Here is a 26,217-nt window from a genome sequence, read left to right as displayed (position 1 = left end):
AATGTTGAGTAATGCAGCACAAAAAGCAATTGACGTATACGGAGGTGCAGATTTTTGGCAAGATCATAAGTATATTGAGGCCGAAGTGTCTGTGAATGGGCTAGCCTTTACTTTAAAAAGGAGACCTTTTTTTAAACTTGCTAAAATAAAGATGGAAATAGGAAGACCCTTTTCCAAAATTACACCCGTTGGCAAAAATGAAACTATTTCTGGTGTTTTGGATGGGAACGATGTGCATTTAGAAAATAATAGAGGTGAAATAATTGCACAACGAAATAATGCAAGAAACTTTTTCCCTTATGGTCGCAGACTTTTTTATTGGGACGATTTGGATATGGCTTACTTTGCCAATTATGCTTTTTGGAATTATTTTACTTTGCCTAATTTATTGATGAATGAAAATATTCATTGGATTGAAAAAAGTGTAGGACATCTAATTGCAACATTTCCTGATAATTTTCCAACCCATAGTAAAGTACAAGAGTTTTTCTTTGATATAAATACAGGCTTGCTGAAACAACACAATTACACTGCCGAAGTAATTAGCAGTTTAGCAACAGCAGCAAATGTAGTTACAGAACATAAAGATTTTCACGGAATTTTGCTTCCTTCAAGACGAATTGTAACGCCACGATTTGGGGATAAAATTTTAAGTAAGCCAATTCTTATTGATATTTTTGTTCATTCGTTAATATTTACAAACTGATGCAATAGTTATGAATACTTCTTTAAAACAAACCATTAGGAATGTTATTTCTATTACCGAAGAAGATTTAGATTTTATGTTGTCGTTGTTCAAACCATTGATGCTAAAGAAAGACGATTATTTCCTAGAGATTGGTAAACATTGTAATCAAGTGGCTTTTATAAAAGCAGGGATGTTGCGAATATATTACCCAAATGATAAAGGTGAAGATACAACTTGTTATTTTTCATTACCTAACGAGTTCGTAACTTCTTTTTCAAGCTTTACGTCAGGAAGTCCTTCAATAGAAAACATTCAAGCAATACTTCCCACTGAAATATTTGTGATAGAAAAACAAGACCTTGAAATGCTTTATAATAAAGTACCTGTTACACAAGAATTTGGAAGAAAGGCAGCAGAAAATTTAGCGATTATGATGGAAAAAAGAATTTCACTTTTTTTAAATAATACTGCAGAAGAACGCTATCAATATCTTTTAAAAAATAATCCTATCCTTATCCAAACTGTTCCATTGCAATATTTAGCTTCCTATCTTGGTATTTCGCCTCAACATTTAAGCAGATTAAGAAAAAATAATATGTAATTATGCTTGCAGAAATTTTAAAAAAATCGTTTGACAAATATTTCAACGCACCAATTGATGCCTGGAAAGAATTTGCTGAATTTTGCGAACCAGTTTCGTTTGTCAAAGACGAAATAATAAAACCACAAAACACAAAAGAAAAATATTTTTACTTTATCATTAAAGGAAGTGCAGGAATTTTCTTGTGGAAAGAAAACAATTTTGTTTGCCTCGACTTTGCTTTTGAAAATAGTGCTTGTTGTGATTATATGTCTTTGCTTACAAAAGAGCCAACAGAACTAGAAGTTGTTGCCCTTGAAAAATCCGAAATGATAAGAATTACCAGTGCTAATTTTTATAATTTAAGTCGAAAATCAGTTGGACAAGTAATAATGCAAATGTCGGCTGAATCATCATTTGTAGAAAAGCAACAACAACAAATTGAATTATTAACTAAAACGGCAGAAGAACGCTATCGCATTTTGCAAACAAAATTTCCAAATATCCATCAACGAATTGCTCAAAAACATATTGCATCATATCTAGGTATTACACCACAAAGTTTGAGTAGAATAAAAAATCCTTCAAGTTGATTTTTTACCATATGGTAACGACATATATACAGGCAATTTAGACCTTTGCATCTTAACAATTTAAAAATAAAAGAGATGCGTAAAATTTTAATCATTACTTTGACATTTGTTGCAAATTTTACATTTGCACAAACAAATTTAAACAAGAAACCTATTGAACGGAAAGGTTTTGTATTTGGCGTTGGACTTGGAGCAGGTGCATTAACACTAAACACAAATGATACGACCAAAGTTAATTTTTCTACAACTTTACCAAACATTAAAGTCGGTTTTATGGCAAGTAAAAAACTTGCTTTGCTTGCATTATTGCCAGGGGCAAACTACAAATACAATGGAAAAGCCAGGGGCTTTGAAGGCGTTATTATTGCAGGGCAATATTGGGTAAAAGACAATTGGTGGGTTTTAGGTGGGACAGGTTTGACATTTGATGCACCAGCATTTTATACTGTGAAAGACCCAAAGACAGCAGGATTTTATACAGGTTTACCGTCATTTACTTTTGCAACAGGTTATGAAATTTGGAAAAAAGGACGCTTTGCATTAGACTTGCAGTACAGAATATTTCTTGGAAAATCGAATCTTCCAAATAGCGGTCAAAGAGAAGGAATTTCAAATATGTTTATAGTTGGATTTAATTGGTACTAATTATGATAAATTTTGCTCAATACGGACTGATAATAGTTTTATCTATTTTTTTAATTCTACACATTTGTGTTTTATTAAAAATCGTTCCATACAGCATTGTTTGGGGAGGACGATTAAAAACAGATACAGAAATGTATCGTTTTGAAACAGTATCGATTTTAATAAACCTTTTTTTTCTGTTTATCGTATTGGTACAATCTCATTTCTTGACAATTGACTTTCCAAAAAAAACAATGACAATTATACTTTGGGTTATGACAGTCTTATTTCTATTCAATACATTAGGAAATGCAACTTCAAAAACAAAATTGAACAAAAACTATTTACGCCAATCACAATTATTTTGACAATCTTTTCATTAATTTTAGCCTTAACAAACTAACTTAAAATATAAATCTGTTTATCTTATCTGCAAAAAAGAAAGTAATCAAAAAAAAATATTTAGCTCTCTATTTTTCTTAGCAAATGTTCAGTGATTTTGATTTTGCTATTCGGAAATTTGCATCATAAAATATTAATATCATGCAAAGAAGAGATTTTATTGTAAAAAGTGGCACCATGATAAGTGCCGCAGCTTTAATAGGAACTATTGGTAATCTTAATAGCCTTAATGCAGCAAGTAGTCCAAATAAGGCTAAAAAAAATGACAAACGTCCTAATCCTAATGATTTTTCACAACCTATTATGAAGGCAATTGCTATTGGAATAAATGCTCCTAGTCCGCATAATACTCAGTCGTGGAAATTTAAAATTGCTGACGACAACTCTATGTTATTTTACGTAGATGAAACTAGATTTTTGCCAGCTACAGATCCTACTCAAAGGCAAATCCATATGGGGGCAGGTTGCTTTATCGAAACCTTAGCCATTGGAGTAGAAAAAATTGGCTATAGTGCCCAAATTGACTACTTCCCAGAACAATATAATGGAAAGAATGACTATGGTATCAAACCCGTTGCCAAAGTCACACTTTCTAAGTCTAACAATACCGTTAGTGAGTTAGCAAGCTACATTCAGAGCAGAGCTACCAATAGAAAAGCATATAAAGGTGATATGATTACCCAAGCTGAGTTTGATGCCCTTATTAACTCAACCGGCTCCTCTTTTTCTACCATAAAATTTATTAGTGATTCTGAAAAAATTAAAACATACAATGAAATGTTGATAAAAGCAATGGAATTAGAATCATACAAATACGAAACACATGATGAATCTCGTAAAATGATGAGGTTTTCAGAACGTGAAAGAGCAGAAAAAAGAGATGGTTTAAGCATTCCTCAGGTTGGATTTACAGGCATTATGGTGCCATTGGCAGAAATGACATTAAAAGGTGGACCCAAAGCCTGGCATAAGAAAAAGTCATTACAAAGGCATATGGATACTTTTACTAAAGCAGTAAATAGTGCAAAGGGCTATGTAACATTTACAACAAACACAAATGAAGTAATTGATTGGGTAAAAACAGGTAGGGATTTTGTAAGATTTTGTTTATCGATGACAAAGCACAAAATTGACAATAACCCACATACACAAATAACACAAGAGTATGAAGAGATGTGGGAAATGACAAAAAAACTACATGAATTAGAGAACATTAAAGGCTCTGGTAAAATGCAATTAATACTAAGAATTGGCAGAGCAGAATCACCTTATTACTCTTACCGCAGATTAGCTAATGACTTTGTAATTCAATAAATATTTATTTGAAAAACATAGCAAGAAAGGACAGGTAAGCCACTTAGCTGTCCTTTACTTTTGTACCATAATAATAAAACAAATTAATTATGGCTACTACAATGCAGGCTTTACACATTACAGGTTATGGAACAATTAAGGATAATTTAAAAATCCTAACGGTACCCATTCCTACCATTACTGATGATGAAGTATTGGTGGAAATCTATTCGGCAAGCCTTAACCCACACGATTATAAAACTATACAGGGCAAATACAAAAAGTTTGACAAATTAACTTTGCCTGCACCTATTGGTGGCGATGCAAGTGGTGTAATAATTGCCAAAGGAAAAGATGTAAAAAACTTTGAAATTGGAGATGAAGTGTTTGGTGTTGTACACTTTCTACGTTTGGTCACGTGAGACAATGAACCGTTTCAAAGTTCCACCACTGCGTAATCATAGCCGTTAATATTTTATGATAAAAAAACTGTAGTATGTCCCGGTAATCAGTGACAACTGTTTACTTATGCGACGGAATCTCAATTCCCCGGATTTTTCTGTATAGTTCTGTGGCATATCCATCAGTCATTCCGGAAACAAAATCCAGCACACCCATTGTTTTTTCATAATGAGATCCCGGGTCATAAGCCAGATTGTATTGGGAGGGTATCAGTTGGATGCACTTTTTTTGAATCGATGTTTTGTTTTCAGAAAGTACTGCTTCTACAAAAACAGAGAGTAATTCTGACATGACATTGTATCCCGCCATTTCGACTTCTATCACTGAATGATGGTTATATATTTTTTCGACAGAAATATCTGTAATTTCTTTGAGGCCGGGACAAAATTTTTCTACCTCATCGATCAATGTGTGATTAAACTGACCGGATAGAATAGCTTCAGCATTTTGTAAAAAAATCTCAGAAGCCTTGTTGACTAATGCATTGATACATTTGGCACGAAGAAATGAGACTGCTTCATTGGCATCCCCGATTTTGTGCAGTATATTTTTTGTTCTGCCGAGGTTTTCATCCAGATCCATGAGCAATTTCAGAAAAGCATCCTGAAGGACATCTGCAGACAATATACCTATCCTGTGGGCATCTTCCATATCTATGATACGGTAGCAAATGTCGTCAGCAGCTTCCACTAAGTAAACAAATGGATGTCTTTTACATTGTCCATCTTCCATCACTAATCTGCATTCTGATACAATATCATCAAAAGCATTTTTGTCAGAATGAAAGTAACCGTATTTCTTTTTATGTATGTAAGATTTGTCCATTTCATGTGATGCACAAGGATACTTCAGGATTGAGGCTAGTGTCAGATACATCAATCTGTGTCCTCCTTCCAGCTTACCCTTAAACTGTCGGGTCAATAGCCTTAGTGCATTGGCATTGCCTTCAAAGTTGGTGAGGTCCTGCCATTCTTCGTGGTCAAACAGGTCTTTCAATGCAGTATTATTGACAACTTTGTCTTTTTGGCTTTCGAAATAGTGTGAGATCGCTTTCTCTCCTGAATGTCCAAAAGCAGGGTTGCCGATGTCATGCGCCAGACAAGCAGATGAGATGACACCCGATAACTCATAATTGTAAAACAAAGCATCCTGTTCGGAGATATTGCGATAAGTTTCTACAATTCCATGTCCTGTGATGGCACCCAAAGATCTGCCTACAGAAGCTACTTCCAGAGAATGTGTCAGCCTGTTGTGTACAAAAACATTGCCCGGGAGTGGGAAAACCTGCGTTTTGTTCTGCAGTCGACGGAAGGCAGATAGAAATATAATTCTGTCATAATCCCTTGTAAATTCTGATCTGAAACCAGCCTGACCGCTACTTTGGTATCCGTACCTCCTGTATGATATACACTGTCCCCAGTTTTGCATGATTTTTATTGATTGGCTTGCAAAGATAGATGTTATATTGTCATTTTTTCGTTTTCGGACACCAAAACGGCCAGGGACATACATCTGTTACTAAAAACAATGATATGAGATCTAATATAAAATTAATGATTTTAATGGTGTTGGTGGTGCTTTCAGTGGATGCTATCTCCCAAAACATCCTGATTCAGGACTTCAGATATGTTAGTGACGAACATTTTATTTGTTACAAACATACATCATGTTTATCGGAGCAGCAATGCTCAGAATTGGTCCTTGGTATCAAAGAGTTGCCGAGAATCATCGGGATGGATACTGCAGCCTTTAATGAATTTTTATCCACCACAGTCACAAATCTGAACCTGAATACAATAGCTACCGGAATACTCAAACTGAAAATCGTATTTTTTGCCAACAAGCATCTTTGCCTGCACAACACAGGACAAATGCATTTGATTCTGGATCAGGATCAGCTGAATCAATTGGAAACCCGGTTCAATGAGCTTCAATGCACAGCCGGAAAATATCTGGGAATTCATATAAACACACAAGGAATCATATATCTGGAAATAGAAGGTGGTGGTCTTTCCGGCTATGTAATCAGGAATTTTGACCTGGAATAGTCTAACAAATTGTATAAACTCGAATATATCGTTCTATAATCAGGAGGTCAACTCTGAAAACTGCATGTCGTACAGCTCCCGATAATGCCCGTCTGCATTCTCCAGCAGTTGGTCATGGGTACCGCTCTCCAAAATACGACCATCAGATAGGACAAGGATATTATGAGCATGTTTGATAGTGGACAGTCTGTGTGCTATGATGACAGACGTGCGTTTTTCTATCAATTTTTCGATGGCATACTGGATGACAGCTTCACTTTCAGTATCTATGGAAGATGTAGCTTCGTCAAGGATCAGAATGTCAGGATCAAAAACCAGTGCCCTCACAAAAGAAATCAATTGGCGTTGGCCAACGGACAGGTTGCTGCCTCTTTCTGATACTTTATAATCGTACGCGCCGGGAAGTCTATCGATAAAAGCGTGCGCTCCTATGGTTTTGGCTGCGTCAATAACTTTTTCTGAGGAGATGTTCTTATCTCTCAATGTGATATTTTCCATGACGGTACTTGATCATAACCACCAGATGGTAGAATTTCATCTCAAAAAATGCTGTAAAAAGTACAAAAAAGGAAAAAGGTGCAAAAAGTGTCCGCATCATAGATTTAGTGTTATGTTTAGTGTTGAATGATGGATGGATCCATTATAAGTAGATTTTTCTTATGATCAAGGCGATGGTTCCCAACTTAAGCTGTATCTGACGAAGGGGTTCATCAAGAGGGGCAAATGGAAAAGATATAATAAGTCATACGTCAATTTAACCTTAGAATAACACTATAGTATGTATATACTTTTATCATTTGGCAACAAGTGCAAAACCAAAGAATCGATACTTTTTGCAACTATTCTGATTAAGAGCATGTTTAAATTTTCATGTTTGAGGGAAAGCAAACGAACTATGACTCTCAGGGAAAACTGAACATAGGTAGAAGATAAAGCTTTTTTCTTGACTTTAAATGGCGAAAAATATACCGAAGATAAAAATAAAATACGTCTCTTGCGGCCAAATGATGAAAGTTTAAATATAATCAAAATGATTAATTACCGTAAATCGAATAAAATAAATTCAGGTATTTTCTTCATCCTGGCCATTCTGTTGACAATATTTATATCCTGCTCCACCCATCAACCGGATAAACTTCCGAATAATTACAAAAGCTTACTGATTTATAACATCCGGATTGTAGATGTGACAAATGGAATTATTCACCAAAATAGAGCTATATACATAGAACGATCAAAAATAAAACTAATTGGTCATTATGATGATTTAAAGCATCTTGTCAGATCAGAATTTCAAATAGATGGCAATGATAAATATGTTATTCCGGGATTATGGGATATGCATATACATATAGAAGGCGAAGATCTTATTGAAGATAACAAGGCTTTATTTCCAGTTTACATTGCTTATGGTATCACCACTGTCAGAGATATGGCCAGTGACCTGGGCGAACAGGTTTTACAATGGAGAGATGAAATAAATACCCAAAAATTATTGGGTCCGCAAATATTTACTGCTGGCCGGAAACTCGAAGGTATCAATTCTATCTGGAAGCGAGATCTTGAAATTGCCAATGATAAAGATCTGCAAGCGATGCTGGACACATTGGACAATTTTAAAGTAGATCTGATTAAAATCACTGAAAACACCCTACCCGGTCCATTATTTCTAAAAAGTGTGTCTGAGTCAAAAAAGAGGGGTTATAAAGTTTCGGGACATGTTCCTCATGACCTTACCATCAGTGAGCTTATTAATGCCGGTTTTTCAAGCATAGAACACGGAAGCTATCTTTTGCGATTGGGTATGGATGAAAAAAGTATTGTTGCTCAAATAAAGGATAGTAAAATTTCCAAATTTAGGGCTGATGAAATATATCTTAATAACTTTGATCAGACTACTGCAAATAAAGCATATACAGATCTGGCAAAAACAAAAATTGCAGTTACCCCAACCCTTATCGGTGGAAAACAACTGGCCTATCTGGATGAAAATGATCATAAAAATGATGTCTTTTTGCAATATTTAAGCCAGCGTTTTATAGATAAATATCAATGGCGTATAGACAGAATTGCCAATAATACACCTGCACAAAAACAACAGACAAAAGAAAGATATGAACTTATAGCCCAACAACTTCCCAATATCCAGAAGGCAGGAATTACTATTTTGGCAGGTAGCGATGCAGCTGCCTTAAATACTTATGTCTATCCGGCATTAGCATTGCATGAAGAGCTTATTTTATTTCAAAAGCCGGTTTGACCCTCTTCAGATATTACAGAGTGCGACTATCAATGGTGCACGATTTATGGGAAAGGAAAATTCTATGGCAACTATTGATGTCGGAAAAGAAGCTGATCTGGTCATCCTAAACAGCAATCCTTTGTTAGATATTAAGTCCACACAGGACATTTTTGCTGTCTTCAATAATGGTCAGTATTTTGACAGAACAGCGCTGGATAAATTGCTCGAAACAGCCAGACACTTTAAAATTAAACTGGATAAACAAAGATCTGAAATCAAATAAAAAATTCAAACATACTCTTAAAAAAATTACAAACCCATCATCACCGCACCTATTGTTTTTATCCCTTCTTTCAATCTTCCCAACTCCAGGTTTTCATTTTCTGCATGCTGATTGTTATCATAATTGACAACAGGTATTGTGACCGGATAGGTTTTGGTCACTTTGTCAAAAAGGTACAAAGGCAAGCTACCTCCGGAAGATGGCATCAGGATGATCTTTTTATCAGCAGAACTTTGTACCGCTGAGGCCACTTTCATAGCCAATGGATGGTCTATCGGAGTTCGTTGTGCCGGATATCCATGACCCTGAGTGACGAATATGATATCCTTATATTTAGCTCTTTCTTCATCAGTCGGCTCTTTATCTACGATATAAAAACCCATTTTCCTGATATGGTCCTTGACTCTTCTTACTTGATTTTCTACCGTATTGCCTTTAACAAGCCTCAAGTCAAGGGCAGCTGAAGCCGTTGTGGGTATAACATTGCTGGCCAGCCTTCCTGTATTGGCAGCTGAGATTCCATTGATGTTTAACGTCGGTATGGAAGTGATGCTCTCTAAAAATGAAACTCCGAGCATCTCTGCCTCAGCAAAACCAAGTTCCTGCTTCAAAACAGGGGCAGGATCTTCTATATCGCTCAATGCTTTTTTTTCTGCAGCAGAAAGTGGTATCACATCATCATAATATCCATCTATCAGCACAAGACCATTTTCATCCTTCATTGAAGAAAGCAGTCTGACCAGCTTTTGAGCCGGATTGGGTGCCCAGTTTCCGTAATTGCCGCTATGCAAAGGTCTTTTAGGGCCATATACAGTCAGATGCATATTGACATCACCTCGTACACCGTATGTTATCTGCTTTTGACCAGTGGCAGGCATGGGCCCATCACAAATAACCCAAAGATCAGATTTCAAGGCTTCCTTATTATGTTCAAGGATATCTTCAAGGTTGACTGAACCATTTTCTTCTTCACCTTCAAAGAAGAATTTGATGTTGATATTGGGTTTTAGTCCCATGTCTTTGATGGCCTGAAAAGCCTTTATAATGCTGTAAACTCCTGCTTTGTCATCAGCACTTGCCCTGCCATAGATGCGCCATTTGGGATCAAACTTTTCTCCTTTTTTTGGAAATGTCATAAATTTTCCTCCTCTATCCAACCTGTCACTGACCAACTGAGGCTTGAAAGGATCCAACCCCTGATGCCAATTGGCGGGATTTACTGGTTGTCCGTCATAATGGGCATAAAAAATGATCGTTGTAGCTTGTGGTGAATGAATATACTCTCCATAAACGGCAGGTACACTTTTTTTGTTTTTATCATACATCAATCTGCCCTGAATGCCTGCTTTTTTGAGCATTCCAAGGATAAAATTGGCATTTACATCCAGCATTTGCCTGTCATTGAACGTATTGGGAAGTTTTAAAAATTCAAAATATTCGCTCATCAAAGCGTATTCGTTTTTATCATAAAACGCACCCAGCTTTTCTGCGCTCTGGGCACCGAGAGATAACAAAAAGAAGATTTGAGTCATAGCGATTAAAAGGACACTTAATTTCATTTTGATACTTTTTATATTTAATCTAAAGCTTAGGTATATTTAAAAATCAAAACTAAGTAAATGTTTGAATTTATTTTAAGTTTCATAACTTTATGGTTTAAAAAAGAAAACCTGCAATGTTTTGTGTCCCGATCCAAGTACAATGGTTGCATCTCGATCCCAACAGTCATGTCAGGCATTCTGCATATTTTGATTTTGCAGCTTATGCAAGGATCGCCCTTTTTGATAGCATGGTTCTCAATAGAACATCATTAAAACATCATAAACTGGGTCCGATTTTGTTCAGGGAGGAAGCCATATTTAAAAGAGAGATATTGTTTGGTGATCATATTGAATGTCACGTATGCCTGTATAAAGCCACACCAGATTTCAGTAGATGGGGATTCAGTCACGATTTGATAAAAAGTGACGGTACATTGATGGCAACAATCTTCTCAGATGGTGGTTTTATCAATATTGATTTAAGGAAATTGACAGCACTTCCGACCGAGTTTATTAGTAAAATGGATAGCGTATCCAAATCCGATGACTTTCAATGGATAGAAAAAAGTCAAAGCATAAAAAAATGAATTTAACCTAAAACAAATAAGTATGAAAAGTGCAATCAGAACACTCGACCCGCAGCCCATATGGAATCACTTTGCTGATCTGAATGCTGTCCCAAGAGCTTCCAAAAAAGAAGAAAGAGTGATTCAATTTATAATGGATTTTGGCAAAAGCCTTGGTTTAAAAACCCAAAAAGATGCTACTGGCAATGTTATCATCAACAAACCTGCCACATCCGGAATGGAAGACAGGAAAACTTGTGTTCTCCAGTCACATCTGGATATGGTCCATCAGAAAAACAGTGATACAGTTTTTGATTTCGAACATCAGGGTATAGATATGTACATAGATGGTGATTGGGTCAAAGCCCGGGGAACCACTCTTGGTGCAGATAACGGTATAGGCGTGGCCACCATAATGAGCATCCTGGCATCAGACAATATCCCGCATCCGGCTATCGAAGCTTTATTTACCATAGATGAAGAAACGGGAATGACCGGTGCTATGGGCCTTGAAGGTGGAGTCCTTACCGGAGAAATCCTGCTCAATCTTGACACAGAAGAAGATGACGAAATAGATATAGGTTGTGCAGGTGGTATGGATGTGACTGCCTCAATGTCATACTCTACTGAAAAATGTGATCCCACATTCTACATGGGATATACTGTAACTGTCAAAGGCTTATTGGGTGGTCATTCAGGTATCGAGATCCATCTGGGAAGGGGCAATGCCAATAAAATCCAAAACCGTCTTTTATACGGGCAGGAAGAAACAACAGGGCTTCGGATCAGTGAAATTACCGGCGGCAGCCTTAGAAATGCCATACCTCGTGAAAGCACATCAACAATAGCTATTCCTAAATCCAATACTTCTGCTTTCTTGAAAGTCACCCATGACCGTATTCATGACATCAGAGAGGAATACAAATCTATCGAACCCAATCTGGAAATCATCATCACAGAAACAGCATGTCCTGAACTTATCATGAAGGTAGAGGCTCAAACGGCTGTAACCCATGCGATATACGCAGCACATAACGGCGTATTCAGAATGAGTCCCGATATAGAAGATCTTGTCGAGGCTTCCAATAATGTTGCCAAAGTGGAAATAAAGGATGGCAAAGCGACAATTCTGTGTCTTACAAGGTCTTCTGTGGAGTCATCCAAATATGATGTCGCGCATGCTCTCAAGGCTTGTTTTTCTCTGGCAGGTTTTAATGTAGTGTTTTCAGGTGGATATCCCGGATGGAAACCCAATCCCTCATCACCTATACTAAAGGTATTGACAGATATTTATGAACGGCAACACGGCTGTCAGGCACATGTGGTAGCCTGTCATGCAGGATTGGAGTGTGGGATTCTCGGCAGAAACTATCCTGAGATGGATATGATATCATTCGGTCCAACTATAAAAGGAGCGCACTCTCCGGATGAAAAAGTTCATATAGCTTCAGTCAATAAATTCTGGAACTTTACTCTGGAAATCCTGAAAAATATTCCCTCAAAGGGATAATGATGTCTGATCATTTTTTTAAATTGGACAATCCGGTGTGGTATGCTCTGACGGAGACCCATGCACATCTTTGTTTGCCTTTGGAGAATCTGAGGTTTTATAAGAGTGATTATTGCACTTTTGGTGCTGTCTTTGACTTAGACAAAACTTACTCGGGATTTGAAACATATGGCAGGATAACAGATAGTTTTTATGTTGTCGGCCACAAACCCGAACTTCCTGATGCATACTATATTGAAAAACAAGTCATATGCGATCAGATGGTATATACATATGACACCCTCGGAGACCTGGATACTGAGAAAGAAATTGTCACCCTGTCTATATCACATTATGATCAACTTATTGATCTGGTAAACCTTGTACTGCCGGGATATTTCAGGGACAGAACGCCGGAGATGGGTACTTTTTATGGCATATTTGAAGGTGATCAGTTGGTGGCCGCCGCAGGCATCAGAATACAGTTGAATGAATTTACTGAAATCAGCTCTGTGGTTACCCATCCGAATTTTCTCAGAAAAAATTATGCCTTGATGCTCACCAAACAATGTATCAACGAAATCACAAAAACGGGTAAAACGCCCTTTCTGCATGTGCTTGAGACAAATAACGGTGCCATCGCTTTATATAAAAAAGCGGGGTTTGAATACAGGAGAAAAGTGATGTTTTGGAAAATAGGTATGGTTGATTAATTCTACTTTGTTAACTTGTGTGTATTACATTTTGCACAGTTATTTCTATATTCATGTCATTGAAAAAGCCAAATTTAAATTTGATTTTGATCTAATAATTGGACAATCTTCATTTACTTGGCTTTGTCGCTCAAGCCGCGACAGGCTTTTACTTTTTTTCATTGACAAGTCGAGTAGGCAAGCGGGAGTTTCACCCGCAAGCCTCTCACGGAACCGTGCTTGAAGATCTCCCTTCACACGGCTCTTGATGCGGTTAAAACCTTTTCAACAATACCCTTTTGACCAATGATAGAAAAGCTCTGGCTTTTCTTTTCTTATCATTTCATACATGTTCAACGCTTCTTTTGACCCTGTTTTATACTTCTTTCTAATCCACTTCAATATCCGTTTATTAAAATTATAAAAGCAGGTGTTTAGTCCACGTTTTGTGAAGAGACCATAATAATTTGTCCATCCAATCAATTTGCTATTTATTCTTGCTGCAATGTCCTGTATTTCTAAATCAGTATGTTTCATCGCTTTATTAATTCGAAACTCTTCCATTATCTTTTTCTTACTGCTTTTGCTGATGTCTCCTAAGAATCCTAACAAGATTTGTTTGTCTTTCATTATCATCTTGGAAGGTTTAAAGCTAAAGCCCAGAAAATCAAATGTTACATGTTCATGGTTTGCTTTCCGTCGATAATCTTTGCAATAGGCTATCTTTGTTTTGCTTTCTTTGATGCTTAGTTTCACTTCTCCGAGACGTTGCTTGATTTGTGTAAGTATATGTTGTGCTTGTCGTTCACTTTTACAGTGGACTACTACATCATCCGCATATCTTACAAATCTTACATCAGGATGGTTTTTTATCAAACCATTTATCTAATGTAAAGTGCAGATATAAGTTTGCTAATAAAGGGCTTATAACTCCGCCTTGTGGAGTGCCTTTGCCTTCCTTATTCCTTATACTTCCATCTTTGTCTTGGATTGGCATTTCTAACCATCTTTTAACATACATCAATACCCATTTCTCAGGCATAACATGTGCTACTGCCTTTAGCATGATTTCATGGTCTATCTCATCGAAGAATTTACTGATATCCATGTCTATCACCCAATCATATTGATAGCAATTCTTAATTACTGTTTGTAATGCTTGATGTGCGCTCTTTAATGGGCGATAACCATAACTATCTTGGTGAAAAATTCCATCTATGCGACTTTCCATATATTCCTTCACTACTTGTTGACTGATTCTGTCTCGTATTGTAGGAATACCCAACTTGCGCTTCGTTCCGTCTTTCTTTGGGATTTCTACTTCTCTAACTGCACTTGGATGGTAGCTTCCTGAAGCCAGTCGGCTCCATATACTATGGAGATTACTACTTAACTTCTTTTCGAATGCCTTCCAAGTTTCTTCATCTACTCCAACGGCTTTCCCGCCCTTACGCAGCTTTAAATATGCCTGCGTAACCCACTGACGTTCGATTGGTATGCTTTGGTTTACTCTTACTTCCATTTCAATCTTCCTCCTCTACGGAGTTGTTTAATGTTAAATAATATCCACATCCTAAGCCCTTCGCTATTACCAACTTTCATTGGCCTTTAAAGCACTACTATGGCTTAGTCCGACTACCACATAACGCATCTTCTGCGCTGCCATATGTGGTTCTCCCAAGTTTTATATTGAAGCCCAATATACAGTCATGTCGTCTTTACACCGATGGATACATTGCCAGTAATTAGGCGTCCGCAATGCTTATCTCTGAGTCCTTTTTACAACCCGATTTTATCCATATCTCTGTTTTTTCGATGTTTCATCAACGATTCATTCGCATTCATCTCTGTATATCATACCTGACGTTTTAATACGCCTTTTCTCTTTACGCTTTCTACATTTCAATTACTCGTTTTGCAGAAAAGAGCGGTTTGACAAGTTACCCTAAAATCCCTTGCCGATACTTCGCAACATGGTCACTCATGTTGTTGTATCATCTTCAATATAACATGGTAGGCTTTCACCAACCTACCTTCGTGGCACACAAAAAGTAAACAACCCGCCTGCTCCGAAGCGGGCAGGAAAAGTCTAGTTCCGCTAAATCGCTCCGCGTACCGGAACGGCCACGCTTTTTGATATCCTACCTTAAAGTTGGGTAATGAAATTATTACTATAAATCGTAAAACCAATGTAAAGACATCAAAACATTTGCTCGAATAGCAAAAAACTAAAACTTAGAATGAATATCTAAAGCATTTAATATATTGAAAATGTAGCAATACAATACCCCTACTGATCCCGGATTTAAACTGCTGTAGATCTAATATTGGAGATGAAGTCTAAGTTGAAAAAGTAGAATTTAGAGTAGGTTTAAATTTGACGCTTAAAGCCAAATATGATAAAAGTTTAAATATACTCTTAAACCTGCACAGGTAAGGCCTGCTCTAAATCCAGTAAATATTTTTTTCGCCAAAGGCCTCCACCATAACCGGTCAAATGCCCGTCTGACCCGATCACTCTATGGCAAGGAATCAAAATAGAAATTCTGTTCATGCCATTTGCATTGGCGACAGCTCTTACGCTTTCCGGATTTCCAAGGACGATGGCTTGTTCTTTGTAAGACCTTGTCTGACCATAAGGAATATCTTGCAAAGCTGTCCATACTTTATTTTGAAAGACGGTTCCCGGAGAATGAAGGGGCACTGAAAATTCTTTTCTTCTTCCATTAAAGTATTCGGTCAATTGTGTTTCGAGCAAGTCAAAATATGGATTACTGCCCTGAATAATGGTTGCATTCAGTAATTTTCCAATGGCTTTCAATTCTGTTTCGAGCATTTTTCTGTCACTATATTCAAGAAGACAAATTCCATGATTGGATGCACAAACAATCATTGTCCCCAAAGGGGTTTCTATTCGTTTCAGATCAACGATGTTTTGCAATTTGCCTTGTTTGGGAGATACCCCAAATACACTTTTGAATGTATCGCTAAATCCACTTAAAGATTCGAATCCCGCATCATACGCTGAATGGGTTACACTTTGGCCATTTTGGATTTTTTTGAAAGCAGAATTTATCCTGAACATCCTCTGATAAGCATGAAAAGTGATGCCATGGTGCTTTAAAAACCATCTTCTGATTTGACTTGGTTCAATATTTCTTTTGCGAAGATCGTAATCCTTTAATTTCAATGATGGATCCTGAGAAAGCTCCTTGATGATGGTTTGATACTCAACAGGAGTACTATTCAAAGCATCAAGTGGTTTACAGACTTTACAGGGACGATAACCTTTGAGTATACATTCTTTAGAAGTCTTTAAAAACTCTACATTTTCTATTTTGGGTTTTCTCGCCGTACAGGATGGCCTGCAGAAGATGCCGGTAGTTTTGACCGCTGTAAAAAATATACCTTCAAATGATGTATCTTTTTCAACTATTGCTTTAAACATTATTTCTGATGTGAGTTCCATATTTCCTGAATATCCGTAAATTTATGCTGCAAAGTTAATCATGGTCTATTATCTTTCACAACCGAAAAATGGACATCTAATTTTTTGTTACAATTTAATATCAATGTCGATTAGTTAAGGCCATATTATGAAGCCCTTCCCTTTTAAGGGCTTCTAAGGGAAGGATTTAGCCTGCCTGTCCAACGGTACGGCAAGGCAGGGATGGGTAAAAACAAGTAAAAATACTTTATCTAAACGACATTGAATTTAATATCCATTTTCACCAACCATTTTTTAATGACCAACGTCTATATAAATAAAAGTGTGACATTATAAAAAACATTTCTAATCATTACAAAATTTGAATTTTATGAAAAAGTTATTATTCCTTCTGATTACTTTATCTACCTTGATGTTACAATCATGTCTTAGCGACGAATGTACTGAAACAAGAACCTTTGTACAGTACACACCTGTATATCTCACTAAGGCGCAGATCCGACAAGAAATAAAGGCAGAACCTGAGAGAAAACTGGAAAATCCCGGGAAAATGTATTTTTATAAAACCTATCTTTTTATCAATGATCAAGGTAAAGGTATACACATTTACGATCTTAAAAATGAATCCAAACCCGTAAAACTGGGATTTTACAATATACCGGGCAACTTTGACATTGCTATAAAAAACAATATCCTTTATGCAGATAATGTGATGGACCTGGTGGCATTGGACATCACTAATATCAGCAACCCCAAACTTGTCAAAAGAATTGAAGATTATCAGGCACAATATGCCAATACTAATCTTAATCAATATTACGCATATTCTATAAAATCAGACCGAACGACGGTGCTTGACTGTTCTGATCAGAATTTCAATAGAGAATCCTTCTTTTTTGGAGGAGGCGTGGCTTTTGATCAATCATCAGCTCCTACCAGCTCAGTGATCAAAAGCGGGTCTGGCACGTCCGGTACTGGTGTAGGTGGATCATTTGCAAGATTTACAGTCGTGAATGATTACTTGTATGTAGTAGACCAGACTTCTTTAAAATCATATTTAGTCTCCGTTCCTGAAAGTCCTCTGCTCAAACACACCAGCCAGTTGGGTTGGGGTATCGAGACTATTTTCCCTTATAAAGACAAACTATTTGTAGGATCTAATGCCGGAATGTATATTTTTGACAATAGCAAACCTGAAGCGCCTGTACTACAGTCGGTGTTTGAGCACGCAAGGGCTTGTGACCCGGTAGTTGTAAATGAAAATACTGCTTATGTCACCCTCAGAAATGGCAATGAATGTCGTGGATTCATCAATCAACTTGACGTCATCGATATTTCCAATGTACTAAAGCCGAAACTCATAAAATCCTATCCTATGAAACATCCTCACGGTCTGTCAGTGTACGGCGAGAGGGTATATCTTGCTGAAGGAATCCACGGATTCAAGGTTCTGAATGTCAAAGATCCTTCCAATGTAAATGTGCTGGGTGAGGTGACAAACATCCACAGCTATGATATGATATCCCTCAGCAAGGAAAGATTGTTTATGGTAGGAGATGACGGATTTTATCTCTATGACGTGACCAATGACAAGTCTCCGAAACTCATCAGCAGTATCAAAAAAGGTGAATAATGAAAAATTCTTTGTTCTTATGGCTATTGATTATTCCTCTTTGCGGCATCACACAATCAGATGAGTATAAGGACATAATATATCTGGCCAATGGGAGTATCCTGAAAGGAAAACTGATCAAATACGATCATAGTGATACGGTCAAATTTGCGCTTTCAGAGACTGAAATCATCACAACGTATGCCAAAAATGTCAAAAAAGTGAAGATGGCAAAACCCTCTTTCCATGTTGAAGAACTGTATAGATTTCATTCTCCGACCTGGTACCTTCGTTCACAGTTTTCTTTTTTATACAGCAGAAACCAGGGAGGATATTCCCTTAGTGTGAGCGGAGGATATCAGTTCAATCATTGGCTGGCAGCAGGAGTTGGATCAGGAATTGACAATTATTATGCAACTCAGGGATTTAATATGTTTCCTGCTTATGCTGAAGCGCGGATAGGAATGTATAAAAAAAATAAAACCCCTTATCTTGGAATGCGTACAGGATATGGTTTTGTCTCTACCGATGAAGAATTGGGCCAGACACATGCCCGTGGTGGTTGGTTTTTCAATCCTGTTTTTGGTTATCGTCTTGGCGCAGGCAACCCATATCTGGACATTTATGCCGGTGTCCGGTTTCAGTCGGCTTACTATGAGTCACTTGGCAATCAATTTAGTTCAGAAATGACTATTGACTTCAGGCGATATGATATTGGATTTGGTATTACATTTTAATGAATAGTAGATTCTGATGCTTATTCAGTCTTTACAAATAATTTGTTTTTTATTTCTGCTCCATGGCGGTAGGATAACAAATAAAGCCCGGGACTAAAATCACTGATATCAATTCTAACTTCTTGATCAGATATGTCCGGAATGGATTTTAATTTTATTCCATGCATATTGTAAATCGTTACTGCGCCGCCATTTTCTGATATCTTCATGGTTAATTCAGAAGATGCTGGATTGGGGAAAAGCTCCATTTCATGCTGTGCAGCTGACTCATTGGTAGAAGATGCTGTCTGTTTACAGTTTTGAGGACGGGACTCAAACAAGTGAAATAATCCTTTTTCTGAGGTAAACATTTTGAAGTTGTCGTGTCCTGCATTAGGTATGATATCAAGTGTCTGGAGTTTCAGGATTTCCTCACCATAATAATTTTTTAAGTAGTTGAAGTAGATGATTCCTCTTTCTAATCTGTGTCTTCCCTGGAGCCTGGCTTCACAACTATTATCCAAAGAGCTTGAATTGGGATTATTGTCCAGTTCTCCCACCAGATAGGCAATATTTCTTTTTCCTAAAAAATTTCTGATTTGTCCTCTTCCTGTAGTCGCCGGGTAAGTAAAAAGGTTGTCCAGCCCAAATTTCCAATCATTGTAACCCGAACAATCATTATTTGGAACATCAAACTGGTCCATCTTTCCACTGACCGCTCTTTTATTATCCATGTACACGTACGAGCTGGGATTGGCGACAATAAACTTTGTAATTACATTATTTTTTTCGCACAGTACGTCTGGAAAAGTAGACGCTGCCGAGTACCTGTTGACCACTTGTCCACCTGCAGAGTGCCCTGCAAAAACTATAGAACGAAGATTAGGAAAAGTACTGATGATTCTGCTCATTACACTGTCTAATACCGCAAGTGATGCGATTCTTGCAGGTCTGGGATTGGTACTTTCACTTCGCGAATTTGAACCTGATGTCCATCCTCCTTCAGTCCAGTAAAGGTGTTCTTTATCTAATTTATGAAAGTTGATATCTTCTTCTGTCAAAAACTGAGGAGCAATGATGACAGTTGAATCAGACAAGGTTGGCCTCATGAATGTGGCAGTAATCAAATTATTGTAGTAATCGCTTGCATTTCTCTCCACACCATGTAATACAACAACTGCGCGTGATATATCGCTGCGTGATACTTCAAGGGAGTGGTTTGAGAAGTAAGGAATTTTTAAACTATTGCCACTGATATTCATTTTCATCTTTTCACTTCCTACAGCATCTACCTGAGAAAAACCCGAAAAAAAGAAAACTGATAGTATCGTTGAGCTCAATACTATTTTTAAATTAAATATCCGGCAAATATTTAATGTCCTTTGTTTCATAGGGGCAAAGATAATTTATTATCTTAAAGTCGAAGATTTCAGTGGGTATAACAAATGGAATTTTTTAAAGCTATGATGGAGTAGGTGGGCTTCCCTTCAGGGGCATGAGGGTTGAGCAAGGTAAATTTTTAATTACACACTTTTGCATTTAGTTATACACACACGACTTGTTCTTAATAAACAAACGGAATCAACCTCCAGGTTTTAGAAACATATTTCTGGAAATCTGCATTGCCGGCATATTTTTTCTTATTGGCTATTTCAATCAATGGTATACCACTGATAGCTATAAGAAGGATGATGATCCAAATCGGGCTGATGACTGCAATCCATTCCCACCCTGACAAAACCGAAGATACATACCAGAAAATAGAAATCCAAACCATAATTTCTCCGGTATAATTGGGGTGTCTGACATATGTGAACAGACCATCACTGATAAAAGATGTCGAGGGATAATGGGTCCTGAATAAAAACTTTTGCCAGTCGGCAAAGGATTGTAATATCCAACCGAAACTCCAAAGTAAAAGAGCATATATATTGACTTCAATATCCGGTGCCAAAAGCCCAAACAGGACGGGTAACACTATGATGGAAATACTCAAAGATTGCAGGAGCCAAAATTTCAGAAACCCACTGGCACGCCCTCTGAATGCATCAAATCTTGCATCTTTTCCCATCTTGTGAATTCTGTAAAACAGAAATCCGCCTAACCTTATGCCCCAAAGAATAACCATCGATGCCAAAACAACCCTTCCTGCGGATAAATTGCCGTATGCAACAAGGAAATAAAGTGTCACAGCAATAAAACAAAGGCTGTAACTGATGTCAGTAAGATGATCGCTTTGTTTTTTATATGCCCATATGTAGGCCAGAATATTGACTAAGGTGATGATAAAAAAGGAAATCAATATGGCTGTCATGTGCGGTTAACAAGCATAAAAGAATTTTGTTTAACCTAAGAAAGATAATCTGTAGGGACCTTTAAGGTGGAGTAAAATCTAGTTAATTTGTTCATTTCCCACATTTCTCTTCATAATCTCCTACAACTTTCATAGCTGCGTTTTCGAGGGTGATTCCGGCAAGGCCATCTTTTGTAAGTAATTTTTTCAGGCCACTTACTGGTTTGATTTTATAAAGCTCCTTTTCAAATTTATTAAGTACAAAAGGACAATCTTCAAAGAAAGACTTTACATTGATCTCCTGAATAGCTTTTGTACCCAAGCCTTCACGACTTATCAGAATATCATATCCATCCCTGGCATCCTGAATATACTTTTCCATGATGGATTTATCATCATAGTCTTCATCTGAGATCACAGGTGGAATGTAAAAACGCAATAGCTTTATTTTGCCATCGTGGACAATCTCGGCAAAGTAATCCGTATTTTTATCACCTTTAAATTTTTCGGCAGTTGCTTTTAAAATATCTTCTCCCTTGCCTTTTACATAGTAACTGACATACATAAATCTTTTGTTTTCAAAACCATATTCTATTACTTCTCCTGGAATCAGGTCTTTTTTAAGTTCTTTTTTGATACGTGTTCCTGTGAGCAAAGCGCGGTCATAATATTTAATACCTGATTGAAATGTCCACGGTTGATCAGGATCATCCACTTCTATGGCGACATCAGATCGTATACCATCAGATGAAATGATGTAGGCCAATTTCTGATGATTTCTGAGTTGTGGCTGACCCAATAATATATTTGTACCGACTATCAATAAAATTAAGACTAAATTTCTATTCATAAATTATTTGTTGAATGATAAAACTGATAGTAGTCAAGCTGCCAAAATTCTTTAAATGTTTTTTTGCAAGAACCATAATCTAACCATTTAAAACAAAAATGAGTTAAAAAAGATGTAAAGGTATTTATAGTTGACAGAAAATATTCTGCAAAAAAAATTAAATCATAATGTATTGTAATTTAAATAATTATGATTATAAATTTTCGCAATCAATTTTCTGTTTGGTATAGCATTTATATTCAAAAGATATGAGCTTAAGTCCTATCTGGCTGATAGATTTTAATCCGTGGAAAAACACATTTGTAAAAGTTCTTACTTGACCTTTACATGTGGATTGGAGATAATGTATCTTTTTGGTGTTTGACAGGACTGATTTTATAGGATTCACTATGTGCCACACAACATATTTAGAAATAATGAGTTATATCAAGCCTAAATATCAAAAATGAGTTCCGTTATGAAGATCAAAAGTACAATAAAATAAGCATTTTTGATGACAAATCATAGCATCGCTATGGTGCGAAGTCAAAAATGAACGCAGTGTCTTATTTTGCAGTAATTTTGGTCTGGAATAGGAAATTCATTTTAGATTTTTAGGTTAATGATTAAAAAACAATAACTTCTGCAATGAAGATACTAATGGTTTGCCTTGGCAATATTTGTCGGTCTCCTATGGCACAGGGTATACTCGAAAGAAAGATATCAGAAAAAAAGCTTGATTGGCAAGTTGATTCTGCAGGCACATCCGGATGGCATGATGGAGCACCTCCTGACACACGAGCCATTTTTGCTGCCCGCCGAAAAGGTACAGATATCAGCCGACAGATATCCCGAAAAATTTCTCTTCAGGATATCACCAATTTCGATGTGATATTGGCCATGGATAGTTCCAACTACGGGGACATTTTACAGTTGTGCAAAGATCAAAACCAAAAAGAAAAGGTACATCTTGTCAGGAACTTTGAGTCTCCGGGTCGCAATACTGCTGTTCCGGACCCTTACTATGACGGAAGATTTGATGAAGTCTATGACATTCTGGACAAAAGTCTGGACAAGTTTGTAGAAACTATGCTTTATAAGGTTGAGTTATAAATATCTTTGGGTCAGAACAATTTAATATCTTTGCGATAACAATCTTGTCATCAGAGTTTTTACAATGTCAAACACAGGAAAAAATAATGCCAGTAACACAAAGGGAAGATCATATCTGAAAATGATCATTTACACTTTGCTGGCCATTCTTATTTTGTTCATTTTATTGTTTTTTTACATTTCTAAAGCGTTGCTTCCTGATACTGAAGAGCTTGAAAATCCAAAATATGAAATAGCTTCACAGTTTATATCAGCAGACAATCAGGTGTTTGGGAAGATATTTAAATTCAACAGAGAATGGCTGGATTTTAAGGATATCAATCCCAATATCGTCAAAGCGCTCATTGCAACAGAAGATGAGAGATTTTATGACCATGTCGGTATAGATATCAGAAGTACCGGAAGGGCTGTCTTTTATATGGGAAAAAAGGGAGGCGCAAGCACCATCACACAGCAACTCGCAAAACTGTTTTTTACACAGCGATCTTCGACTTTTCACAAAAGAGTGTGGCAAAAACTCAAAGAATGGGTCATAGCCATAGAGTTTGAAAAAAGATATACCAAGGAAGAAATACTGGCGATGTATCTCAACAAAAGTGATTTCCTGTATGATGCCGTAGGTATCGGGGCAGCTGCCAAAACTTATTTTGGTAAAAACCAGAAAAATTTGTCCGTAGAAGAAGCAGCCGTTATCATAGCTATGCTGAAAAATCCAAGATTGTTTAACCCCAAAATAAATCCTCAAAACAGCCACAACAGAAGATCGGTTGTATTGAAACAGATGGTCAAAAATGGTTTTCTGACTGAAGAAGAATACCTCAATAAAAGAGTAAAAACAATCAACCTGGATAATTTCAGAAGGGAGGCACATTATGACGGTATGGCTCCCTACTTCAGATCTGAACTGACAAAATGGATAAAAACACTACTTGAAGATACAAAATATCGCAAGCCTGATGGGAGCAAATACAATCCTTACACTGATGGACTCAAGATATTTACAACAATAGATACCAGAATACAAAAGTATGCCGAGCAGGCTATGTACGAACATATGTCCGCATTGCAGAACAAGTATTTTGAAAGATGGAAAGGTAAAGACTTCATCACATACAATGCTGATAAAACAAAAGCTGAAGCCCGCAAAAAAGTATTGATTCAGATGATGAAGGATTCAGAAAGATATAAAACTATCAAACAAGCTTACCTGACAAAAGTATTTAGTGATATCTCCGGCAATCTGGAAGGGATAGAACTGGACGATACAGATATCTTCAGGATGTTTGAAGAAGTATCGACTCCCGGACATCTGAAGAAACTGCTAAAAAGTAAGACTATAAGTGACAATGATATCGAAAAATACAAGACAGTAATGGAAAGCCAATATTGGCCCACACTAAAGTCACAATGGACCAAAATGCAAAAAGCTGTCAATACCTCTTTCAACACAAAAACGAGGATGCGGGTCTTTGCATACAATGATATCGGTGAAAAAATGGTGGAAATGACACCCATGGATTCATTAAAATATCATCTTCAGCACTTGCAGATAGGTTCGGTGTCGGTAAACCCAAAAACGGGGCATATTTTATCATGGGTAGGAGGTATAGGGCATAAATATTATCAGTATGACCACGTCAACTCCAACAGGCAGGTTGGCTCCACATTCAAGCCATTTATATATTCTACAGCCATCATCGAAAATGCGATGTCACCTTGCTTTAAAGTCCAGGATGTCAAACAATGTATTCAGGCCAATGATCCCAATTTCAACCTGATAAGTACCTGGTGCCCTTCCAATTCAGACAATAAATATACGGGACAGAATCTCACGCTACGGCAAGCACTCAAAGACTCCAAAAACTCTGTTTCTGTCTTCCTGATGAAAGAAATCGGAAATGTACAGAGTGTAAAGAATCTGGTCGGAAATCTTGGAATCAGTAAAGATAAAATTCCGGATTTTCCTTCCATTTGTCTGGGTACTCCTGAACTTTCTGCTATGGACATGGCTTGTGCTTACACCGCTTATGCCAATGATGGGGTAGTCACCAAGCCTATATTTGTCACTCGGATAGAAGATAAAAACGGTAGAGTGATCTACACCGCCGTCCCGGAACAAAAGAAGGCCATCAATCCAGCATACAATTATGTGATTGTGGACATGCTCAGGTACGTGACAAGCGGGATTCAATCCAAATTTAAAAGCCAGATAGCCGGAAAAACAGGCACCACCAATGACTACAAAGACGGATGGTTTGTGGGTTTTACTCCTGAGATTGTCATCTCTACATGGGTCGGGGGTGATCAGGAATTTATCAGGTTCAATACACTTTCAGATGGTCAGGGAGCGGTGATGGCACGCCCTTATTTTGAAAAGTTATTGGCAAAAATTGAAAAAGACAACCTCCTGGGTTTTGGGAAAAATACCGTTTTCATGCGCCCTGCTGAAGAATTGATAGAAACTGACTGCAGCAAATATGAAAACTTATCTCAGGATGGCAGTGAAGAAAATAAAACAAAAAAGAAAACCGAGTTTGATGAGGAATTTGATTGAGTTTTAGAGTTTAAACTTTTTCTTAGTTGCAAATCCGATTGTCAAAGTCTGCGGCTTCGATACCTTATATTTAGCTTTTTTAATGCATTATACCAAACAGAAAATTGATTGCGAAAAATTATAATCATAATTATTTAACTTACAATACA

General features: G+C 37.1%; 23 protein-coding genes and 1 pseudogene. 16 read left to right on the top strand and 8 right to left on the bottom strand.

The genetic code is table 11. From position 1 onward, the window contains the following. The first annotated feature begins 1 nt into the window (after position 1). The 6 genes from IPK35_23585 to IPK35_23560 all read left to right on the top strand — a co-directional run bounded on the left by IPK35_23585 (position 2) and on the right by IPK35_23560 (position 4,602). The gene (locus IPK35_23585) at positions 2 to 706 is read left to right on the top strand and encodes a hypothetical protein (GenBank protein MBK8056171.1); all 705 of its coding nucleotides are present in this window, start codon (positions 2 to 4) and stop codon (positions 704 to 706) included. Positions 707 to 716: 10 nt separating this feature from the next. After that, a complete protein-coding gene (locus IPK35_23580) occupies positions 717 to 1,289 on the top strand; it encodes a Crp/Fnr family transcriptional regulator (protein ID MBK8056170.1) in 573 nt (190 codons plus the stop codon). A gap of 2 nt (positions 1,290 to 1,291) precedes the next feature. Beyond that, positions 1,292 to 1,861: a Crp/Fnr family transcriptional regulator gene (locus IPK35_23575; GenBank protein ID MBK8056169.1), complete on the top strand. Its 570-nt coding sequence runs from the start codon at positions 1,292 to 1,294 to the stop codon at positions 1,859 to 1,861. A gap of 75 nt (positions 1,862 to 1,936) precedes the next feature. Continuing rightward, entirely contained in the window at positions 1,937 to 2,506 is a 570-nt protein-coding gene (locus IPK35_23570; GenBank protein MBK8056168.1) for a hypothetical protein, read from the top strand. Positions 2,507 to 3,028: 522 nt separating this feature from the next. Beyond that, positions 3,029 to 4,201 carry a hypothetical protein gene (locus IPK35_23565; GenBank protein MBK8056167.1) on the top strand — a complete coding sequence of 391 codons (1,173 nt, stop codon included), beginning with the start codon at positions 3,029 to 3,031 and terminating at the stop codon, positions 4,199 to 4,201. An 89-nt stretch (positions 4,202 to 4,290) separates the two neighbouring features. Next, a complete protein-coding gene (locus IPK35_23560; protein ID MBK8056166.1) occupies positions 4,291 to 4,602 on the top strand; it encodes an alcohol dehydrogenase catalytic domain-containing protein in 312 nt (103 codons plus the stop codon). 100 nt (positions 4,603 to 4,702) lie between these two features. Here IPK35_23560 and dgt read toward each other — a convergent pair whose 3' ends face one another. Then, positions 4,703 to 6,070 carry a dNTP triphosphohydrolase gene (gene dgt / locus IPK35_23555; GenBank protein ID MBK8056165.1) on the bottom strand — a complete coding sequence of 456 codons (1,368 nt, stop codon included), beginning with the start codon at positions 6,068 to 6,070 and terminating at the stop codon, positions 4,703 to 4,705. 104 nt (positions 6,071 to 6,174) lie between these two features. Between dgt and IPK35_23550 the strand changes: the two genes are divergently transcribed. Then, a complete protein-coding gene (locus IPK35_23550) occupies positions 6,175 to 6,690 on the top strand; it encodes a hypothetical protein (protein ID MBK8056164.1) in 516 nt (171 codons plus the stop codon). Positions 6,691 to 6,729: 39 nt separating this feature from the next. Here the strand turns inward: IPK35_23550 and IPK35_23545 are convergent, their stop codons facing one another. After that, positions 6,730 to 7,188, bottom strand: a complete 459-nt coding sequence (locus IPK35_23545; protein MBK8056163.1) for an ATP-binding cassette domain-containing protein — start codon at positions 7,186 to 7,188, stop codon at positions 6,730 to 6,732. A 532-nt stretch (positions 7,189 to 7,720) separates the two neighbouring features. Between IPK35_23545 and IPK35_23540 the strand changes: the two genes are divergently transcribed. Beyond that, positions 7,721 to 8,950 carry an amidohydrolase gene (locus IPK35_23540; protein MBK8056162.1) on the top strand — a complete coding sequence of 410 codons (1,230 nt, stop codon included), beginning with the start codon at positions 7,721 to 7,723 and terminating at the stop codon, positions 8,948 to 8,950. After that, a complete protein-coding gene (locus IPK35_23535) occupies positions 8,916 to 9,215 on the top strand; it encodes an amidohydrolase family protein (protein MBK8056161.1) in 300 nt (99 codons plus the stop codon). Before IPK35_23540 ends, IPK35_23535 begins: the two co-directional genes overlap by 35 nt. Before the next feature lie 26 nt (positions 9,216 to 9,241). Here the strand turns inward: IPK35_23535 and IPK35_23530 are convergent, their stop codons facing one another. Further along, positions 9,242 to 10,774, bottom strand: coding sequence for a M20/M25/M40 family metallo-hydrolase (locus IPK35_23530; GenBank protein MBK8056160.1), 1,533 nt, complete (start codon positions 10,772 to 10,774; stop codon positions 9,242 to 9,244). A gap of 116 nt (positions 10,775 to 10,890) precedes the next feature. Between IPK35_23530 and IPK35_23525 the strand changes: the two genes are divergently transcribed. From IPK35_23525 to IPK35_23515, 3 genes are read left to right on the top strand one after another with little or no spacing between them, the layout of a single operon-like run. After that, a complete protein-coding gene (locus IPK35_23525; protein MBK8056159.1) occupies positions 10,891 to 11,343 on the top strand; it encodes a thioesterase family protein in 453 nt (150 codons plus the stop codon). A gap of 22 nt (positions 11,344 to 11,365) precedes the next feature. Continuing rightward, positions 11,366 to 12,832, top strand: coding sequence for an aminoacyl-histidine dipeptidase (locus IPK35_23520; protein MBK8056158.1), 1,467 nt, complete (start codon positions 11,366 to 11,368; stop codon positions 12,830 to 12,832). Next, positions 12,832 to 13,524, top strand: coding sequence for a GNAT family N-acetyltransferase (locus IPK35_23515; GenBank protein MBK8056157.1), 693 nt, complete (start codon positions 12,832 to 12,834; stop codon positions 13,522 to 13,524). Before IPK35_23520 ends, IPK35_23515 begins: the two co-directional genes overlap by 1 nt. A 264-nt stretch (positions 13,525 to 13,788) precedes the next feature. Here the strand turns inward: IPK35_23515 and ltrA are convergent. Then, positions 13,789 to 15,025, bottom strand: a pseudogene (ltrA, locus tag IPK35_23510) (group II intron reverse transcriptase/maturase). A gap of 897 nt (positions 15,026 to 15,922) precedes the next feature. Continuing rightward, positions 15,923 to 16,972 (bottom strand): methylated-DNA--[protein]-cysteine S-methyltransferase, encoded by a 1,050-nt coding sequence (locus tag IPK35_23505; protein MBK8056156.1) that lies wholly within the window; start codon positions 16,970 to 16,972, stop codon positions 15,923 to 15,925. 349 nt (positions 16,973 to 17,321) lie between these two features. Here IPK35_23505 and IPK35_23500 point away from each other — a divergent pair, with 349 nt between their 5' ends. Together IPK35_23500 and IPK35_23495 are read left to right on the top strand one after the other, a co-directional pair. Then, the gene (locus tag IPK35_23500; protein MBK8056155.1) at positions 17,322 to 18,584 is read left to right on the top strand and encodes a hypothetical protein; all 1,263 of its coding nucleotides are present in this window, start codon (positions 17,322 to 17,324) and stop codon (positions 18,582 to 18,584) included. Continuing rightward, complete coding sequence (locus tag IPK35_23495; GenBank protein ID MBK8056154.1) at positions 18,584 to 19,300, top strand: hypothetical protein; 717 nt, start codon at positions 18,584 to 18,586, stop codon at positions 19,298 to 19,300. Before IPK35_23500 ends, IPK35_23495 begins: the two co-directional genes overlap by 1 nt. Positions 19,301 to 19,320: 20 nt before the next feature. On the opposite strand, the gene IPK35_23490 is transcribed toward IPK35_23495, so the two are convergent. From IPK35_23490 to IPK35_23480, 3 genes are all read right to left on the bottom strand, one after another. Further along, positions 19,321 to 20,670 carry a T9SS type A sorting domain-containing protein gene (locus IPK35_23490; GenBank protein ID MBK8056153.1) on the bottom strand — a complete coding sequence of 450 codons (1,350 nt, stop codon included), beginning with the start codon at positions 20,668 to 20,670 and terminating at the stop codon, positions 19,321 to 19,323. A gap of 173 nt (positions 20,671 to 20,843) precedes the next feature. After that, a complete protein-coding gene (locus IPK35_23485) occupies positions 20,844 to 21,593 on the bottom strand; it encodes a DUF1295 domain-containing protein (protein ID MBK8056152.1) in 750 nt (249 codons plus the stop codon). 91 nt (positions 21,594 to 21,684) lie between these two features. Then, entirely contained in the window at positions 21,685 to 22,422 is a 738-nt protein-coding gene (locus IPK35_23480; GenBank protein MBK8056151.1) for a hypothetical protein, read from the bottom strand. A 627-nt stretch (positions 22,423 to 23,049) separates the two neighbouring features. Between IPK35_23480 and IPK35_23475 the strand changes: the two genes are divergently transcribed. Next, complete coding sequence (locus tag IPK35_23475; GenBank protein ID MBK8056150.1) at positions 23,050 to 23,514, top strand: low molecular weight phosphotyrosine protein phosphatase; 465 nt, start codon at positions 23,050 to 23,052, stop codon at positions 23,512 to 23,514. Between the two features lie 64 nt (positions 23,515 to 23,578). Continuing rightward, entirely contained in the window at positions 23,579 to 26,068 is a 2,490-nt protein-coding gene (locus IPK35_23470; protein MBK8056149.1) for a transglycosylase domain-containing protein, read from the top strand. The last annotated feature ends 149 nt before the right edge of the window (positions 26,069 to 26,217 follow it).

The sequence above is a fragment of the Saprospiraceae bacterium genome, from assembly GCA_016713025.1.
In the GTDB taxonomy this organism is placed as follows: domain Bacteria; phylum Bacteroidota; class Bacteroidia; order Chitinophagales; family Saprospiraceae; genus OLB9.
Note: the sequence above shows the minus strand (reverse complement) of the source record. Positions and strands in the feature narration are given on the sequence as shown.

Excerpts from the sequence above, each read along its gene's own strand:
- IPK35_23585 (MBK8056171.1), top strand. The coding sequence starts at position 2 with ATGTTGAGTAATGCAGCACAAAAAGCAATTGACGTATACGGAGGTGCA.
- IPK35_23580 (MBK8056170.1), top strand. The coding sequence starts at position 717 with ATGAATACTTCTTTAAAACAAACCATTAGGAATGTTATTTCTATTACC.
- IPK35_23575 (MBK8056169.1), top strand. The coding sequence starts at position 1,292 with ATGCTTGCAGAAATTTTAAAAAAATCGTTTGACAAATATTTCAACGCA.
- IPK35_23570 (MBK8056168.1), top strand. The coding sequence starts at position 1,937 with ATGCGTAAAATTTTAATCATTACTTTGACATTTGTTGCAAATTTTACA.
- IPK35_23565 (MBK8056167.1), top strand. The coding sequence starts at position 3,029 with ATGCAAAGAAGAGATTTTATTGTAAAAAGTGGCACCATGATAAGTGCC.
- IPK35_23560 (MBK8056166.1), top strand. The coding sequence starts at position 4,291 with ATGGCTACTACAATGCAGGCTTTACACATTACAGGTTATGGAACAATT.
- dgt (MBK8056165.1), bottom strand. The coding sequence starts at position 6,070 with ATGCAAAACTGGGGACAGTGTATATCATACAGGAGGTACGGATACCAA.
- IPK35_23550 (MBK8056164.1), top strand. The coding sequence starts at position 6,175 with ATGAGATCTAATATAAAATTAATGATTTTAATGGTGTTGGTGGTGCTT.
- IPK35_23545 (MBK8056163.1), bottom strand. The coding sequence starts at position 7,188 with ATGGAAAATATCACATTGAGAGATAAGAACATCTCCTCAGAAAAAGTT.
- IPK35_23540 (MBK8056162.1), top strand. The coding sequence starts at position 7,721 with ATGATTAATTACCGTAAATCGAATAAAATAAATTCAGGTATTTTCTTC.
- IPK35_23535 (MBK8056161.1), top strand. The coding sequence starts at position 8,916 with ATGAAGAGCTTATTTTATTTCAAAAGCCGGTTTGACCCTCTTCAGATA.
- IPK35_23530 (MBK8056160.1), bottom strand. The coding sequence starts at position 10,774 with ATGAAATTAAGTGTCCTTTTAATCGCTATGACTCAAATCTTCTTTTTG.
- IPK35_23525 (MBK8056159.1), top strand. The coding sequence starts at position 10,891 with ATGTTTTGTGTCCCGATCCAAGTACAATGGTTGCATCTCGATCCCAAC.
- IPK35_23520 (MBK8056158.1), top strand. The coding sequence starts at position 11,366 with ATGAAAAGTGCAATCAGAACACTCGACCCGCAGCCCATATGGAATCAC.
- IPK35_23515 (MBK8056157.1), top strand. The coding sequence starts at position 12,832 with ATGATGTCTGATCATTTTTTTAAATTGGACAATCCGGTGTGGTATGCT.
- IPK35_23505 (MBK8056156.1), bottom strand. The coding sequence starts at position 16,972 with ATGGAACTCACATCAGAAATAATGTTTAAAGCAATAGTTGAAAAAGAT.
- IPK35_23500 (MBK8056155.1), top strand. The coding sequence starts at position 17,322 with ATGAAAAAGTTATTATTCCTTCTGATTACTTTATCTACCTTGATGTTA.
- IPK35_23495 (MBK8056154.1), top strand. The coding sequence starts at position 18,584 with ATGAAAAATTCTTTGTTCTTATGGCTATTGATTATTCCTCTTTGCGGC.
- IPK35_23490 (MBK8056153.1), bottom strand. The coding sequence starts at position 20,670 with ATGAAACAAAGGACATTAAATATTTGCCGGATATTTAATTTAAAAATA.
- IPK35_23485 (MBK8056152.1), bottom strand. The coding sequence starts at position 21,593 with ATGACAGCCATATTGATTTCCTTTTTTATCATCACCTTAGTCAATATT.
- IPK35_23480 (MBK8056151.1), bottom strand. The coding sequence starts at position 22,422 with ATGAATAGAAATTTAGTCTTAATTTTATTGATAGTCGGTACAAATATA.
- IPK35_23475 (MBK8056150.1), top strand. The coding sequence starts at position 23,050 with ATGAAGATACTAATGGTTTGCCTTGGCAATATTTGTCGGTCTCCTATG.
- IPK35_23470 (MBK8056149.1), top strand. The coding sequence starts at position 23,579 with ATGTCAAACACAGGAAAAAATAATGCCAGTAACACAAAGGGAAGATCA.